The 17538-nt window shown below is 44.8% G+C and carries 8 protein-coding genes and 4 pseudogenes; 9 read left to right on the top strand and 3 right to left on the bottom strand.

Going from position 1 to position 17538, the window contains the following annotated elements; translation table 11 throughout:
• Both pgaA and pgaB read left to right on the top strand, forming a co-directional pair.
• Nucleotides 1–2893 (top strand): poly-beta-1,6 N-acetyl-D-glucosamine export porin PgaA (gene pgaA, locus JEU20_RS11110; RefSeq protein ID WP_198246112.1); only part of this gene is annotated, 2893 nt, incomplete at its 5' end.
• Nucleotides 2894–2947: 54 nt separating this feature from the next.
• Nucleotides 2948–4729, top strand: coding sequence for a poly-beta-1,6-N-acetyl-D-glucosamine N-deacetylase PgaB (gene pgaB, locus JEU20_RS11105; protein ID WP_198246110.1), 1782 nt, complete (start codon nucleotides 2948–2950; stop codon nucleotides 4727–4729).
• Here the strand turns inward: pgaB and JEU20_RS11100 are convergent.
• Both JEU20_RS11100 and JEU20_RS11095 read right to left on the bottom strand, forming a co-directional pair.
• A pseudogene (locus JEU20_RS11100) lies at nucleotides 4703–5811 on the bottom strand (ISAs1 family transposase). The gene pgaB and the pseudogene JEU20_RS11100 sit on opposite strands and share 27 nt — an antisense overlap.
• A gap of 189 nt (nucleotides 5812–6000) precedes the next feature.
• A pseudogene (locus JEU20_RS11095) lies at nucleotides 6001–6498 on the bottom strand (IS5 family transposase); the annotation flags it as partial.
• 135 nt (nucleotides 6499–6633) lie between these two features.
• Here JEU20_RS11095 and pgaC point away from each other — a divergent pair.
• The 7 genes and pseudogenes from pgaC (at nucleotide 6634) to JEU20_RS11060 (ending at nucleotide 16640) form a co-directional block, all read left to right on the top strand.
• Nucleotides 6634–7889 (top strand): annotated as a pseudogene (gene pgaC, locus JEU20_RS11090) (poly-beta-1,6-N-acetyl-D-glucosamine synthase).
• Between the two features lie 216 nt (nucleotides 7890–8105).
• Nucleotides 8106–8779 (top strand): annotated as a pseudogene (locus tag JEU20_RS11085) (IS5 family transposase); the annotation flags it as partial.
• Nucleotides 8764–9093 (top strand): poly-beta-1,6-N-acetyl-D-glucosamine biosynthesis protein PgaD, encoded by a 330-nt coding sequence (pgaD, locus tag JEU20_RS11080; protein WP_198246108.1) that lies wholly within the window; start codon nucleotides 8764–8766, stop codon nucleotides 9091–9093. The pseudogene JEU20_RS11085 and the gene pgaD, both read left to right, overlap by 16 nt.
• A 65-nt stretch (nucleotides 9094–9158) precedes the next feature.
• Nucleotides 9159–10559: an MBL fold metallo-hydrolase gene (locus JEU20_RS11075; protein ID WP_198246106.1), complete on the top strand. Its 1401-nt coding sequence runs from the start codon at nucleotides 9159–9161 to the stop codon at nucleotides 10557–10559.
• Between the two features lie 24 nt (nucleotides 10560–10583).
• On the top strand, nucleotides 10584–13118 hold the full coding sequence (locus tag JEU20_RS11070; RefSeq protein WP_198246105.1) for a plasma-membrane proton-efflux P-type ATPase: 2535 nt from the start codon (nucleotides 10584–10586) through the stop codon (nucleotides 13116–13118).
• A 15-nt stretch (nucleotides 13119–13133) separates the two neighbouring features.
• Complete coding sequence (glgP, locus tag JEU20_RS11065) at nucleotides 13134–15677, top strand: alpha-glucan family phosphorylase (protein ID WP_198246103.1); 2544 nt, start codon at nucleotides 13134–13136, stop codon at nucleotides 15675–15677.
• Nucleotides 15678–15689: 12 nt separating this feature from the next.
• Nucleotides 15690–16640: an LOG family protein gene (locus JEU20_RS11060; RefSeq protein ID WP_198246101.1), complete on the top strand. Its 951-nt coding sequence runs from the start codon at nucleotides 15690–15692 to the stop codon at nucleotides 16638–16640.
• A 340-nt stretch (nucleotides 16641–16980) separates the two neighbouring features.
• On the opposite strand, the gene tpx is transcribed toward JEU20_RS11060, so the two are convergent.
• Nucleotides 16981–17484, bottom strand: coding sequence for a thiol peroxidase (tpx, locus tag JEU20_RS11055; RefSeq protein ID WP_198246099.1), 504 nt, complete (start codon nucleotides 17482–17484; stop codon nucleotides 16981–16983).
• Nucleotides 17485–17538: the final 54 nt, after the last annotated feature.

Raw genomic sequence — 17538 nt, 5'->3', positions numbered from 1 at the left:
CAAACAGGCTATTGCTACAGCACATTCAAACAAGCCCGGTCAGGCCTTACCTGTCTTGCAACAGTTGATGCGTCAATTCCCCGATGTCTTGCGCTACCGCTATGACTATATTCAAGTCGCAGTATGGGCAAGCCAGCCACAAAAAGCGTTAGCCGCAAGCCGCAAAATCAAGCTGAATAATGCACCTGATTATGTGATTGATGCTGTTGCCTTAGCCGCACAACAACGGCAAAATTTTGCCCTGGCCGAGAAAGCCTGGCGATTATTAGGCAAGCGCCACCCCAATATTTGGCAATACAGACTGAAACAAGCACAAACACTATTGGGTCAAAAGAAAATACCGCAAGCCTTTGCTCTATTGAATAAACTAAAAATAAAATACCCGGCCAACCGGGAAATATCATCGACCATAAAAAATGCCAGACAAGCCGAACAAAACCAAAAACACCAACAAGCCATTACTCTGGCCCGACAGGGCCAGATGCAACAAGCTCTTAAAATTCTTGAGCAGGAAGTACAGCAATATCCCCAGCATAAACATTTTTTTTATGATTATTTACAAGTATTGTTCTGGCATGGCCAATACCAGCAAGTCTTGCAAAAAAGCCAGAAACTACAACTATCATCCCTGCCTAATTTCGTCTTGCAGGCTATCGCTTTATCCGCCCGTCATGAACAACAATTTGAACTAGCGGAAAATTGTCTACATATCCTCACTCAGCGCCACCCTCAAAAAGACAGCTATCAAATCAGCCTAGCTGCCGTATTGATTGATCAAAACAAAACCCAGTCTGCAGAAAAAATTATTAAAGCCATACTGCAACGTTCTTCGCAGCATATTGAAACGCTAAAAATACTCTCTTATCTTTACGAACGTAAAGAAGATCATCTCAAAGCCGCAGATACCTATACAAAAATTTTGTCCTTAACATTAAATGACAAAGAGGCTATTCGAGGACTGGTTTTTAACCTTTCCAAAGCAGGTTCTTTTAATCAAGCCTGGCAATCCGCCCTGTTATATAGACAATATTTTTCTGATACCGAATGGGTCAAATTACATTGGGATTTAGCTGCTAATATGATTCGCTGGGGACAAATTCCAACAGAACCAGACAATTACCGCTATGCTGAAACACACCAGGCCATCACCCGGATAAAACTTAATTTGAAAATGCTGGAAAACATGAATCTTCCAGATAAAATAATCTGGCATCAGCGCGCTTTATTTGATTTATTGGTTGCCTTACGCGATGCCAAGCAAATGCATCGCGTTGTTAAGGTGTACCAATCTTTAAAAGAAGACAATGTCACATTACCCGCCTATGCCAAAATAGCTGTAGCCGATGCCTTTTTGTATACAGAGCAACCTACCAAGGCTCGCGACCTTTATCTTGAGGTATTAAAAGAAATTCCAAACAGCTATAACGCGCAACAATCCCTGATTTATGCTTATCTGGAAGCTGAACAACCAGGCCTTGCACTTGATCTGACCAAACAAATGGCCAAACAACAACCGAATAAATTACGGTTTAAAAAACCAGGCAGCCAAAATAAATTCTATTCTCGAGGGAACCCGCGCAAGACCGAAACGGAGCTGGCAGTTGCCGTCATGGAAGCGTTTACCGATAGACTGGATGAAGCACAGAAAAAAATTGATTTTTTGTATAAAAATGCGCCGCATAATGTCGATATCCGCAATGCCCGGGCGAATATTTATTATTATCGCGGCTGGCCAAGACAGGCTCATGCTCAATTGATTTCGGCCCTGAATATCGACCCGAAACACCTATCCAACCGTCTATCACTCAGTCCGATATTACATGAACTAAGGCATTATGCTGCCGAGCAACAAAATACAGAATCACTGTATCAACGCTATTATGAAAACAAGGGAGTACAGCGACAAATGCGTTTGTGGAATATCCATAACCAGCGAGAGTTGCGTATTCGGACTCAGGGAGAGTTATCCAAAACTCAATCGTCTGAACCTGCCCCGGTTAACGGCAGCGAATCGGTTGGAATCGATAGCTTATTATTCTCCCAGCCGCTGGCCTACCACTATCGCTTATTTTTGCACCAAAACTGGCAAACCAGTGTATTCAACGATGGCTTTGGTAACCTTGTCCGGGGTTATTTTCGTCGCTATGGACTGGGGCTGGAATACGCCATCCCGGACCTGATTGCAACAGGGGAAATTCATTATAATAACTTCAAACAAAACACTGTCGGTTTTGCAGCAAGCTTAAATTATCAATTTGATGACTATTGGTCTGCCAATCTGCAATTTGATACTCGCAGCCATGAAATTGGACTGAGGGCTTTGACCAGTGGGCGAGTTTCGGGCAACCAATCCTCCAACGTAACCGCTTGGTCTGTGACCACTGGCTTCGAATACAAAGCTCATGAGTCTAGTAGTTTTAACTTCAATCAATCATTCTTTGCTTATAGTGATAACAATATTCGCTACCAAGCAAATGCCCAACTATACCAACGCTGGTATAGTGGCCCTTGGTATAAATTTTCAACCCGATTGAATGCCGGAACATCTTTGAACACCCGACAAACTGGAAATTATTATCATCCAGAAAACGATGCCTCGCTTGGTCTAACGATGGATCATGACCTCTTGACCTACCGTCATTATGATTTAACTTTTCACCAACGCATTGCATTAACATCCGGCTTTTATTTTCAGAAACAAATTCTTAACCCAGTTACCAACAGTCAGGTGAAATATCACCTTGATCCGGTTGGTAGCATCCAATATGAGCATCGCTGGAAAACACTGGATCGTTATGAGCTAATTTATGGTGCGATTCGTCGTTATGCTGTCTATGATGGCGACAGAACGGAAGACTGGGCTTTTTATTTAAACCTGTCAATGAGGTTTTAAATGATCAAGTTTTACTTACTAATACTCTGCCTATTCAGTCCGGCGCTGTTCGGTATGAACCAAACCTTTATCAGCCTTTGTTATCACGATGTCAAGGATGAATGGGATGACGACCCGATGACCGTCGATACAAACCGGTTGATAAACCAGTTCGCCTGGTTACGTGAACATCACTATCACCCGGTGAGTCTGCAACAGATTCTGGATGCGCAAAAAGGCCTGAAACCATTACCGGAAAAAGCGGTATTACTGACTTTCGATGACGGTTACCGCAATTTTTATCATCGTATTTACCCCATTCTGAAACAATTTAACTATCCGGCCATTTTTTCCTTAGTCACAAGCTGGATGGAAACACCCACTGACCAGCCCGTCCATTACGGAAATGAATTGAAGTCCCGCAACGATTTTTTGACCTGGCAACAAGTCAGGGAAATGATGACCTCAGGGCTGATTGAAATTGCGTCACACAGCCATGATCTACATCATGGCATCTTGGCCAATGTACAAGGCAATACCCAACCTGCGGCCGCAACACGACAGTATTTCCCGAATTTGCAACGCTATGAAACCGATGAAGAGTATCGACACAGAATCCGACTGGATTTAAAAAAAAGCTCGGATATTTTATTGAAAAGAACAGGAAAGCGACCTCGAATAATTGTCTGGCCCTATGGTGATTATAGTATTGAAGTAATCAATTTAGCCAAAAAAGCAGGAATGACTATTTCCATTGGCTTGGGTACTGGAATAAATCCATTGTCCCAAAACCTGCATATACAGCGGCATTTGATTATGGACAACCCGCCCTTGGCCGATTTCGTCTATGACATCAGACACTTAAATGAACAAGAGCCGATCCGTGTCGCCCATGTTGATATGGATTACATCTACGATGAAAACCCCAAACAGATCAATGCTAACCTGAGCAGACTGCTGGACAGAATAAAGGCTATGCGTATCAACACTGTCTACTTGCAGGCTTTTTCCGACCCTGATGGTGATGGTAATGCTGATTCGCTCTATTTTCCGAACCAGCACCTGCCGGTTCGGGCCGATCTGTTCAACCGCGTGGCCTGGCAGTTGAGAACCCGAGCGGGTGTTTCTGTCTATGCCTGGCTGCCGGTACTGGCTTTTCGGGCAAATCTGCCGCAGGATTGGTGGGTACATGAATGGAAAGATGGTAAGGCGGTTCCCAGTCATAACAATTACCACAGGCTTTCTCCCTTTCATCGACAAGCCCGTGAATTTGTTGCTGATATTTACCGAGATTTAGCTCGCTATAGCCACTTTGCCGGTTTATTATTCCATGATGACGCCTTATTGACTGATTTTGAGGATGCTAGCCCTGCCGCGTTAAAACAAATGGAAAAAATAAACCCTGAAGACAAAACACAATTCAACATTAATGCGCTGACCGCTTTTACTGATTATCTGACCCAAGCCGTCCGCTATTACCGGCCGGAAATCAAAACAGCACGTAATCTATACGCTAATGTTATTATGCAGCCTGAAAGCAAGGAATGGTTTGCACAATCTTTTGAAGATTTTATGGCGCATTATGACTATGTTGCGGTAATGGCCATGCCTTATATGGAAAATGCAAAAAATCCAAAAAAATGGCTGACGGAATTGATTGATAAAATTGAAAAAAAACACCCTGAAGCACTAAAAAGAACAGTTTTTGAACTGCAATCGGTAGATTGGCGCGTATCAAAAAAAATATCCGGCATCGAACTTAAGCAACAAATGACATTGTTACAGCAAAAAAATGCCTTGAATTACGGCTATTACCCAGGGCAATCGGGTTTAAATTACACCAAGAATCTTGAGTAAATAATCATTATCCCACCCTGCCATCATTCGCTTGGTTTTTACACCGACTTTGGCCGTTTCCTCGGCTTTTATTAAATTTAAGGCCATGTGTCGAATGACAGCTAAGTTTGAAGCACTATATCCTTTGCGGGTTCGGTTGCTATCCTCATCAAAAGCAAGATCAAGAACCCAATGCAAGTTATTTTCAATCGCCCAATGAGCGCGAACAGCATGCTCTAACTTGTTTGGATCGTTTGCGCTTAAACTGCTTATAAAATAGCGTGTTTCCTCGGTTATTTTTTCATCCACTTCTCTTGTGGCTGTGACGGCAATAATACTTTTTAATCCTGACCAGGAATGCTCCTTTTTAACCATTCAATCTCATCCGTGACACGAACAGAACGCGTTTCAATTCGCCCATGCTCACCATTGACGGTTTTTGTGGCAATTTCTGGCGATAAAGCGGATGTAAAATAGGCCTTTACATCCTCATGTAAGGTGCCATGATTTCCTTTTAAACTCAAAACATAGTCACCGCCTTGGTCGATAATCTGTTTGGCTATTTTCTTTTGGCACCCCATTGCATCAATTGTAATCAAAGCGCCTGCAATATCCAAACGCGACAGAAGTTTGGGTATGGCCGTAATTTCATTGGATTTATCATCCACTTTCGCCTGACCTAAAACCAAACTGTTTTTCCGCGACCAGGCGCTCACCATATAGATGGCTGACTTATTTGAGGCTTTATCAATACTGCGCCTTAAGCATTTGCCATCCATTGCAATATCTTCAACCAAGTCCGCTAGATCGGCCACCCAGTTTGAGAAGCATTGACTAAATTGTTCCGTATCTATGGCGGCAAAAACAGCACCCAACGTATCATGTGAAGGGATTCCATTTTCTAAACCAAGCTGTTCAGTGAACCAGCTTTCTTTAGCCTTTCCAAATTTTTCAATGGCCACCCAGTTATCGGCTCCACAAATAGTCGCACACAAGGTGATGAAAAATATATCAGTGAGTTGATGCTTCTTTCGCCGATCTACTCTTGGATCAGCAATCGTTGAAAAATGGTGGATAATTGAGGCCGTTGGGGTAACTGTCATTTATAATCAAAATGATAAAACCAATACCTTATCTAAATTATAATTTCAACCCTTTTTTAAACCCGATTGCCCTGGGCTATTACCCAGATGATTTTCATCGTAATAAGCCAGCCTTGTCTTTGCTAAAAGAAATGATGTCACTGGAAACTTTTCCATATGGTATTTGAAATATTAGGGGCTGTTGCCATTTCACATAGGTAACCATAAAAAGGCGCAAGCCAGAGCGATAGAGCCTTCAAAATTTCGTTTGAGTTTGTCATATCGCGTGGCGATCGCTCTGAAATGCTTAAGTCTTGCAAACACATTTTCAACGAGATGGCGATATTTGTAGAGACACCAATCCATTTCATCATTTCCCCGAGTTGAATTCTTTTTTCTTGGGATAACAGGAACAGCCCCTTTGTCTTTAATTTGAAGACGTAATGCTTCACTGTCATAGCCTCTGTCAGCAACTATATAGTCACCTTTTGGGAGCTCTGCAACTAATTTCGGTGCTTCTTTACAGTCATGAACTTCGCCGCCTGTCACTGAGAAATGAATAGGAAGACCACAGGCATCAACGGCCATATGAATTTTACTGGTGTTCCCGGCGACAGATTTCCCTATCGCTGTTTCTTGTTCACAGGCCGCACCACTACTATGCTGATGTGCTTTCACAATACTCCCATCAATAAATTCCCATTTCAAGGGGGATTTTCAAAACGGCAACAGCCCCTAATCAATCATGGATGTTGAAAAAATACAATCATGGCTATCTAGCATTCAAGAGTACTTTCCGGTTTTAATCGAAAAACTCGCCTTTTGGATAAGTAATATTACAGAATGGCTTTGGCTGAATTTTTTAACTTCTTATTGACTTTGCCTTTTTATCCATTATTTATGGCCTATTTATGGATGGATTATTGGCGCACTCATTTATTACTTTCACTGGGAAAGAAAACAACCTTTCAAGCCAGGCGACATACCTGAACTAGAACACTATCCACCTGTATCTATTGTCGTACCTTGTCATAATGAGGGAGAGGATATCCGCGAAACCCTCGAATTTTTACTACAGCAAAATTATCCTGCATTTGACATCATCGCAGTCAATGACGGCAGTACTGATAACACGTTGGAAATCTTGAGCGACCTTGCCGCCAGGCATGACAAAATCAGAGTCATTAACCTAACCAGCAACCAAGGCAAGGCAACCGCTTTAAATACAGCCGCTTTATTATCCCCCATGAATTTCTTGTTTGTATCGATGGCGATGCCTTACTTGCACCCGAAGCGGTTGCATGGATGATGAAACACTTTATCTCAGGCCCCAGAGTCGGTGCTGTTACAGGTAACCCCGAATCAGAACCCGTACCACATTATTGGGCAAAATACAGGTAGGGGAATTTTCAGCCATTATCGGCCTGATTAAACGAGCACAACGAATATATGGTCGTATATTCACTGTTTCAGGTGTCGTGGCTGGTTTTCGTAAATCGGCACTACACCGAGTCGGCTACTGGAGTCCTGATATGGTCACAGAAGATATTGATATCAGTTGGAAATTACAGTTGGATCATTGGGATATTCGCTACGAACCCAACGCCTTATGCTGGATTTTAATGCCCGAAACATTGACTGGTTTATGGAAACAACGTCTACGCTGGGCCCAAGGCGGTATGGAAGTTATGCTTAAATATTTTAAGAAACTCGGGCTTTGGGTATCTCGGCGTATGTGGATGATATACCTAGAATACCTGATCAGTATTTTTTGGGCTTATACCATGCTAATCACATTTACATTTTGGGCATTGGGTTATTTTATTGAATTACCTGACCCGCTAAAAGTCCCCACACTACTACCGAGCTGGGGCGGCGTATTACTGGGAATAACCTGTTTGTTACAATTTGCCATCAGCCTGTTTATTGATGGTCGTTATGAAAAGGGGATAGGCAAAAACTACTTTTGGGTAATCTGGTATCCAATGGTGTACTGGATTATCAGTGTATTTACCACCGTCTTTGGCATGCAAAAAGCCATCTTCAGACAAAAAGGCCAACGCGCAACATGGGTCAGCCCTGACCGGGGAATCCGATGAAAGATTTAATCCTCAATTCACCCTCCATGCAGTCCTTATGGCAACGCTATTCTTCTTTTATTCTCACCTTCATCTTCTGGGTTCTTTGGTTTTTCTCTGGGTTCCGGTTGCCACTTTACTGGCCTGGTATCTAGGGGCTGTTGCCGTTTTGAAAATCCCCCTTGAAATTCAATAACTCCGCCACATAGATTGTTTATTTTGACTCAAAAACAAGCCAAACCTTGTCTTCGAAAAACAGTCGAAGGTATTTTTTATCGCTTGCGAGTAGGTTGTCCCTGGAGAGATTTACCCACGGCTTTTGGTAATTGGAATGCGGTATATAAACGATTCAATGACTGGTCTCGTAAAGAAAAACTGATGGGTATTTTTAACGCCTTGGTTGTTGATCCAGACCTGGAATGGGAATTTATTGATGGGAGTATTGTGAAAGCACATCAGCATAGTAGTGGTGCGGCCTGTGAACAAGAAACAGCGATAGGGAAATCTGTCGCCGGGAACACCAGTAAAATTCATATGGCCGTTGATGCCTGTGGTCTTCCTATTCATTTCTCAGTGACAGGCGGCGAAGTTCATGACTGTAAAGAAGCACCGAAATTAGTTGCAGAGCTCCCAAAAGGTGACTATATAGTTGCTGACAGAGGCTATGACAGTGAAGCATTACGTCTTCAAATTAAAGACAAAGGGGCTGTTCCTGTTATCCCAAGAAAAAGAATTCAACTCGGGGAAATGATGAAATGGATTGGTGTCTCTACAAATATCGCCATCTCGTTGAAAATGTGTTTGCAAGACTTAAGCATTTCAGAGCGATCGCCACGCGATATGACAAACTCAAACGAAATTTTGAAGGCTCTATCGCTCTGGCTTGCGCCTTTTTATGGTTACCTATGTGAAATGGCAACAGCCCCTAGGCTATCATCTGGTTTATTTTGAAATGTTCACCCTACAAGGCTATAAGCAGGTGATCCATGACTTTGTCAAATTTATCATCTCTGTTGCCATTATGGGTGGAAGTCTTGCAATCTGGGCGGCATATAATTTTATCCGTTTTAAAGGCAATGATCGGCGCGCAAAACCTCAATCTGTTACGCTGGAAGACCAGGCAGAGTTTTTTGGCATTAATAGTGATTTACTCAGAAAATACCGGCAAGCATCTTATGTTAGGGTATCATTTGATGACAATGGAAAAATAACCGATTTAAGCTAAATTCAACTGCCCCAAGTTTTTCTGTTACTATCGCCTTAAGCTTCAGGTCTTAAGGAGAACATCCCATGCGCATTGAATTTCACGGTGCAGATCAGAATGTAACAGGATCCTGTCATTTGCTGACCAAAAAAGGCAAAAAGATACTGATAGATTGTGGCCTCTATCAGGGCGGTCGAGAGATAGAGGAAGAAAACGCCCAGCCTTTTGGCTTTGACCCCGCCGAGATTGATTATTTATTACTGACACATGCTCACCTAGACCATTGCGGTCGTATTCCATTATTGGTTAAACAAGGCTTTCAAGGCGAGATTATTACCACATCGGCCAGCTGTGAGTTAGCTCGCTTAGTCCTATTAGACGCTGCCCATCTGCAAGAAGAAGAAGCCCGCTATAAAAACCGCAAAATTTCACGCCATGGCACAAAGCCATTGGTAGAACCCTTATATTCTGTCGTCGACACCTTAAATAGTTTTGGCTATTTTGGCCGTACAGCAAAATACAACAAAACGATTGAAATCTTCCCTGGATTCAAAGTTACTTTTATTGATGCCGGTCATATCTTAGGCTCGGCGTCGATTGTCATTAAAACCAAAATCAAAGGTAAGCTTCGTACACTCGTTTTTTCTGGCGACCTCGGCTATCACGACCGTGCGATCATCCGTGATCCAACCACGCCGCCAAAAGCCGATATTGTGGTGATGGAAACCACCTATGGTGACCGCAATCACAAAACCCTGGCACCGACCCTGGAAGAATTTTACAGCGCGACCAATAAAACCTTGAAACAAGGCGGCAACGTTATCATCCCCAGTTTTGCCCTGGAACGGGCTCAAGAATTGCTGTATTACATCCGGGAAGGTATCGATCAAGGAATACTGCCACAATATCTACCGGTCTTTCTCGACTCACCGATGGCCATTTCGGCCACCGAGATTTTCCGCCGTCATCCTGAATGCTTTGATAAAAAGACCTGCAATATTTTTAAAAACGGCGTTGACCCACTGTCTTTTCCGGGCTTGAAATTTACCCGAGAAACAGCCGAATCCATGGCTCTCAATACAATCAGCGGCGGTGCGGTCATCATTGCCGGTTCCGGCATGTGTACCGGCGGCCGTATTCGCCATCATTTAAAACATAATTTATGGAACCAGCATAACAGCATTATCTTTGTCGGTTATGCTGCCCAAGGAACGCTGGCGCGCAGAATTATCGATGGCGCCGAAGTCGTTAAAATTTTTGGCGAAGAAATCCCCGTACAAGCCAGCATTTATACCATCGGCGGTTTTTCTGCCCATGCCGATCAACAGGAGCTATTGCAATGGCATCAACACACCGGCTCTCCAGCCACTACCTTTCTGGTTCATGGCGAAAAAGACGTAATGCCGTTATTTGCCAAAAAACTTAAACGGACAACGGTTGAAATTCCAAGTTTGCATCAACATTATAAGCTTGAGAATTGTCTATAACTCATCCGCAGCACAAGGTTTGCCATGAAATATAACACGACCGACTTCCCACCGTTATTAGATAGCGAAAAAGTCCGTTCCCTCGAGGCGGATGCGTTACTTAACTATCTAAAAAGCGACCTGAACGGTCTGTCTCCGGAGAATGCACGCGCCCGTCTGGCTCATTATGGCCCGAATGCAATTCAGGAACACAAGATCAATCCGGTACTAAAATTCCTGTCTTATTTCTGGGGGCCTATTCCTTGGATGATTGAAATTGCGGCGATTTTATCGGCCATCGTTCATCATACCGAAGATTTGATTATCATTTTAGTGTTACTGATTTTTAACGCTGTCGTCGGGTTCTGGCAGGAATATCAGGCTGGTAACGCGATTGAACAACTCAAAAAACAGCTCGCATTAAAGTCCTGGGTTTGTCGCGATGGGAAATGGCAAGAAATAGATGCCAAGCAACTCGTCCCCGGCGACATTGTCCGCATCCGACTCGGTGATGTCGTACCCGCTGACATTGTACTCCTAAAAGGCGATTATCTGAGTGTTGACCAATCTGCATTGACCGGCGAATCATTACCTGTCAATAAAAAAGTTGGCGACCTAATCTATTCTAGTTCGATTGCTAAACAAGGTGAAATGATTGGCATTGTCGTCGCAACCGGCAGCAATACCTATTTTGGTAAAACGGCCAAGCTAGTGAGTTCAGCCAAATCTGTTTCCCATTTTCAAAAAGCCGTCTTAACCATTGGCGATTATCTGATTTTTATCAGCTTAGGACTGGTGACCATCTTGGTATTGGTAGGACTGGAGCGGCATTTGCCAATTATGGAATTGGTACAGTTTGCCCTGATTTTGACGGTCGCCTCCATCCCTGTCGCCATGCCAGCCGTTCTTTCCGTCACGATGGCTGTGGGAGCGGCAAGTTTAGCCCGTTTAAAAGCCATTGTCTCGCGCCTGGAATCTATCGAAGAATTAGCCAGCATGGATATTCTGTGTTCAGATAAAACGGGCACATTGACTAAAAATGAGCTCACACTGGGAGACCCCGCATACTTCAATGGTGCCGATCAACAACAACTTATTCTGACCGCCGCCCTCGCTTCTGAATGGGATACCCCGGACGCCATCGACAACGCGATTTTGCAAGCATTACCCGACAAAACAGCTTTATCGAGATTTCAACAACAAAGTTTTATTCCATTTGACCCCATTCGCAAACGCACGGAAGCCACCGTTGTCTCGGCCGATGGCAAGCATTTTAAAGTCAGCAAAGGCGCACCACAAGTCGTTCTCGCCTTATGCAAACCTGGCCCGGAACAACGTGAAAAAGCCGAAAAAGTAGTCAATGAATTTGCCCAAAAAGGCTACCGGGCGCTGGGCGTAGCCCATACCAATGCAGAAGGGCAATGGGTATTCCTCGGCATTATCCCATTGTTCGACCCACCTCGCGATGACGCCAAGGAGACGCTTAAGACTATTAAAGCATTAGGTGTCGATGTCAAAATGGTAACGGGTGACAATATCGCCATTGCCAAACAAATCGCCCAGGATCTGGACTTAGGCACCAATATTCTACTGGCCGATCAAATCATCAGTGCGCGTGACAAAAAAGATTTGATTCATGAAGTTGCTCGCTGTGCTGAACGCGCCGATGGCTTTGCCCAGGTTTTCCCGGAACATAAATTCTGGCTAGTGAAAGATCTTCAAGCCAATCAACATATCGTCGGCATGACCGGTGATGGTGTTAACGACGCCCCGGCCTTAAAACAGGCGGATGTTGGTATTGCTGTATCCGGCGCAACCGATGCCGCCCGTGCTGCAGCTGACTTAGTGCTGACCGAACCCGGTTTACTGGTTATCAAGCACGCTATTGAGGAAGCACGGCGTATTTTTAGTCGAATGACTTCGTATGCGATTTACCGTATCACCGAAACTATTCGCATCATGTTCTTTATGGTACTGGCGATGTTAATTTATAACATCTACCCCATTACCGCCATCATGATTATCTTGTTGGCCTTACTGAATGACCTCCCTATTCTGACGATTGCCAAAGACAACACCTACACCGCTCAAAAACCGGTCAATTGGGATATGCGCCAAGTGCTGACCATCGCAACTGTCCTCGGCCTGATCGGTGTAGTAGAAACCTTTCTGCTCATGATCCTCGCCGAAAGCTATTACCATGTCAGTACCGCAGAATTGCAAACCATTATCTTCCTGAAACTGGCTATTGCAGGCCATCTCACCTTGTTTGTGGCACGCACCCGGCATTGCTTCTTGTGCCCACCCTATCCTGCACCATTATTGCTAACAGCCATTATTGGCACCCAGATCGTTGCGATGCTGATTGCGCATTACGGCGTGCTTGTCACGCCTATATCCTGGGAAATTATCGGCATGATCTGGGCCTATTGCCTATTCTGGGTTTTGATTGAAGATGGCTTAAAACTGATGACCTATCATCATCTCGAAAATAGCAGCCCCAGACATCGGCATTTTTTAAATCGTGTTCGCCATTCTCTGCATTTTCATGCCAAACATTCCAACCACAATAACCACTAAAACGGCGACAAAACCATGATTGATAACCCAACAAAATATTTACTGGGCCGGCCATCGCTACTGGATATTGATGGACTTGAACTGCTCATCGAATTGGCATTGGACATGCGTTGCACTTGGTACCATGCCGCTGACAATCTCTGGCAACAACTGGAACCTGACTTATGGGAGCAATCGCATAACCCATGGGCGGTTTTACAAACCGCATCATATGATAGGATCAAACAGGTGCTTAGCGACCCCAAGCTACGAAAACAGCTGGATAGACACCTCAAAACCCATCACCAATTAAAGCATAGACCCGCCTGGTTTCAACAACAGCATGCAGATTCGCCATTGCGCCACATCGCCTATTTCAGCATGGAGTTCATGCTATCTGAAGCCTTGCCTATTTATTCGGGCGGTCTAGGAAATGTTGCGGGCGACCAACTCAAAGCGGCCAGCGATTTAGGTGTTCCTGTCATTGGTATTGGTCTACTCTATCAACGCGGTTATTTTCGCCAGGTCATCGACAACGAAGGTCGCCAATTAGCATTTTATCCCTACAACGACCCAGGTCAGTTACCCATCCAGCCGGTACGCCAAAAGAATGGGGAATGGCTGCGGCTCAAAGTTCAGCTTCCAGGTTACAACGTCTGGTTACGCTGCTGGCAGGTACACGTCGGCCGGGCAACCCTCTATCTCCTGGATAGTAATGACCCGGCCAATTTTCCAACCCATCAAGGCATTACCAGCGAATTATATGGCGGTGGAACCGAATTGCGTTTACAGCAGGAAATGTTGCTAGGTATCGGCGGCTGGCGCTTATTGACCGAACTCGGTATTGAACCTGAAGTCTGCCACTTGAACGAAGGTCATGCCGCCTTTGCCGTACTTGAGCGAGCACGTTGCTATCAAAAGAAACATGACCTGCCCTTTGCCGCCGCGCTTAACGTGACCCGTGCCGGCAATTTGTTCACGACCCATACCGCCGTTGCTGCGGCATTCGACTTATTCCCGCCACAGATGATAAAACAATATCTGGGACATTATGCAGAAGCTGGTTTAAAAATTTCAATTCAAGAATTATTGGCGCTCGGCCGCCTCAACCCAAATGATGATAACGAGCCTTTCAACATGGCTTATCTGGCTATCCGTGGCAGTGGAGCAATCAATGGGGTGAGCCAATTACATGGCCGCGTCAGTCGAGAAATTTTCCAGTCCCTGTTCCCGCGTTGGCCCACCGCCGAAATCCCCATTCAACACGTCACCAATGGCGTCCACATGCCAAGCTGGGACTCACCCATTGCTGACCAAGTCTGGACCGATAGCTGCGGCAAAGATCGTTGGCTCAACGCATCGGATGCATTATCAACCGAGATCCATTGTTTATGTGATGCCAAATTGTGGGAGTTCCGCAGCATTGGCCGCCAATCATTAATCAACTATGCCCGCAAACGGCTGGCTAGGCAACTCGCGGCTTCCGGCGCCAGCCTGGATGATGTCGAACAAGCTAAAACACTGCTGGACCCGAATATCCTAACGCTAGGTTTTGCCCGGCGCTTTGCAACCTATAAACGACCTAATCTGCTATTACATGACCCAGAGCGCTTGCTACGCATTTTAAGTAATCCTGAACGCCCGGTTCAGCTGATTATTGCTGGCAAGGCACATCCTGCCGACTATCCCGGCCAAGCTATGATTCAACAATGGATTAAATTCATTCGACAGCCGCATGTGCGGCCGCATATCATTTTTCTCAGTGATTACGATATGCAAATGACAGAACGTCTGGTGGAAGGTGTCGATGTCTGGCTCAATACACCGCGACGCCCTTGGGAGGCTTGCGGCACCAGCGGCATGAAAGTCCTGGTCAATGGCGGCCTAAACCTTTCTGAACTGGATGGCTGGTGGGCCGAAGCTTATAATCCGGAGGTTGGTTGGGCATTAGGCGATGGTCAGGAGCATGACCACGACCCTGCCTGGGATGCAAAAGAAGCCGATGACTTATACACCCTGCTGGAACAAGAAATTGCACCGCAATTTTATCATCGCGACAGCAATGGTATTCCTAAACAATGGGTTAACCGTATTCGCGAGAGCATGTCGCAATTAACGCCCGTCTACTCAGCTAGCCGCGCCGTCCGTCAATATACTGAACACTATTACCTGCCTGCGGCCCAGTCCTATCAAGCGCGAACCAAAGCACAGCCTAACCTAGGCCAGGATATCTACGAATGGAAAAATCAACTGCAAAAAAACTGGACGCATTTGCGTTTTGGCGAATACCTGACAACAACACAAAATGATCGACACATTATCGATTTACAGGTTTATGTTGATGATATTGACGCTAATGCCATTCAAGTGGAACTCTATGCCGATGGTCTAAACGACACGCCCCCCGAACGGCATATTTTTCAACACCAAAAACAGCTCGTCGGTGCTATCAATGCCTATGATTATCACATCGAAATACCCGCAACTCGCCCCTTGAGCGACTACACCCCGCGTATCATTCCTCGGCATGACATAGCACAAGTACCGCTAGAAGCAAATTTTATTCTTTGGCATCACTAATTAGGATAAACCATGACCAGAAAAACAAACCGATGCATCCCCAAACCACCGGCAAAGGATCGTATTGAACCCTTACCGTGGCATCAACCCAAGCCGCTAGAAGATGACCCGGACGCCCCGCATCGCGTCCATAAAATCATGACCAGCCCCAGCTATCGGCAGGCCGATGAAGATTTCGATTTTTTACAGAGTGACCCGGTTCGGCCCACACGTCTGCAACTGGACTTTTTGAAACCTGAATTATTGATGCAAGACCACGGCATCAAACACACCATCGTCGTTTTCGGTAGTACTCGTATTGTTGAACCCGTCGTCGCCAAACGCCGCGTTCAGGCACTGACCGAAGCCTTAAATAATACGCCCCATAATGAAACCTTAAAAAAACGCCTGGCAATCGCCAAACGTATTCAAGATAAAAGCCGCTATTATGACGTAGCCCATGAATTCGGCCAGATTGTCGGAAAATCAGGTCATGGTGCACACGACTGCCGCTTACTTATCATGACGGGCGGAGGGCCAGGCATGATGGAAGCTGCTAATCGAGGCGCTTACGATGTTGGCTCAAAAACGATTGGCTTAAATATTACTCTGCCGCATGAACAATATCCCAACCCCTATATCACACCAGAATTATGTTTTAAATTTCACTATTTCGCCTGCCGAAAAATGCATTTTCTGCTACGCGCCAAAGCCTTGGTCGTGTTCCCCGGCGGTTACGGCACCTTGGACGAATTATTTGAAACACTAACCTTAATTCAAACCCGCAGCATGCCTCCCGTTCCCATCATTCTAGTCGGAGAAAATTACTGGAAACAGGCTGTCAATTTCGATTTTTTAATGGATGAAGGCGTTATCGACCCGGAAGACTTGGAATTATTCTGGTTTGCTGAAACCGCCGAAGACATCTGGGGCGATATCAACAACTGGTATTTAGCCAAAGGCGAAACTTTATTTAACTGCTGAAGCCAATAGACAAAAAATTCAGCCAACTACGTCTCAAAAATCATCTCCGGCAACAATTAAACTTTTTGTCACCCTCAGTCTAACGTCTACCATTCGTCAGAATGATCATCATCACTTCTGAGGCGGAATAATACCACTCCTAATAAATACTTATGTTAATGAAACCCATTTTTCTCATTCCCACGTTATACATGAGTTTTTATAGAATACTTATCAAGTCAACACAAAGACCGTGCTGTAAATATTTTTGACAGCAGGATGTAATAGAAACTTTTTACACTTCAACGCTCAGTGAAGCATACCTTTTTTGTACGCCTAAAACCATGCCATAAAACAGTTATCAGATCTGCTGTAACGCCTCCCAGGCAGCTGCATAGTCAGGCTCTTCGGCAATTTCACTGACCAGTTCGGTGTAGCGCACCTTATTATCGGCATCAATAATAACGACTGCTCGAGCGGTCAAGCCTTTTAACACACTATCGACCAGGGTAATGCCATAATCTTGGGCAAAGCTGGCACGAAAGCAAGACAACGGCACAATATCTTTTAACCCTTCGGATTCACAGAAACGACTCTGAGCAAACGGTAGATCGGCGGAAATTACCAATACTACGGTATTATCCAGCTTAGCCGCCTTCTGATTGAATTTTCGGGTAGAAATCTGACAGGTCGGCGTATCCAAGCTAGGAACTATATTCAATAACTTAGTTTTGCCCTTGTAATTATGCAGCGAGACTTCCTTCAAACGCGTGTTAACCAATTTAAAATCAGGTGCCTTGCTACCCACAGCAGGCAATTCGCCATTAGTATGAATAGGTTTACCTTGAAATGTTATCGTTGCCATAATGATGTTCCTAAAAAAGATACGCTTTTCACATACGCTGACTTAATGAGGCTG

It is taken from the genome of methane-oxidizing endosymbiont of Gigantopelta aegis (assembly GCF_016097405.1).
Taxonomy (GTDB): domain Bacteria; phylum Pseudomonadota; class Gammaproteobacteria; order Methylococcales; family Methylomonadaceae; genus Methylomarinum.
The sequence above is the reverse complement of the archived record's forward strand: the minus strand, read 5'-3'. Positions and strand labels throughout refer to the sequence as shown.

Excerpts from the sequence above, each read along its gene's own strand:
- pgaB (WP_198246110.1), top strand. The coding sequence starts at position 2,948 with ATGAACCAAACCTTTATCAGCCTTTGTTATCACGATGTCAAGGATGAA.
- pgaD (WP_198246108.1), top strand. The coding sequence starts at position 8,764 with ATGGTTACCTATGTGAAATGGCAACAGCCCCTAGGCTATCATCTGGTT.
- JEU20_RS11075 (WP_198246106.1), top strand. The coding sequence starts at position 9,159 with ATGCGCATTGAATTTCACGGTGCAGATCAGAATGTAACAGGATCCTGT.
- JEU20_RS11070 (WP_198246105.1), top strand. The coding sequence starts at position 10,584 with ATGAAATATAACACGACCGACTTCCCACCGTTATTAGATAGCGAAAAA.
- glgP (WP_198246103.1), top strand. The coding sequence starts at position 13,134 with ATGATTGATAACCCAACAAAATATTTACTGGGCCGGCCATCGCTACTG.
- JEU20_RS11060 (WP_198246101.1), top strand. The coding sequence starts at position 15,690 with ATGACCAGAAAAACAAACCGATGCATCCCCAAACCACCGGCAAAGGAT.
- tpx (WP_198246099.1), bottom strand. The coding sequence starts at position 17,484 with ATGGCAACGATAACATTTCAAGGTAAACCTATTCATACTAATGGCGAA.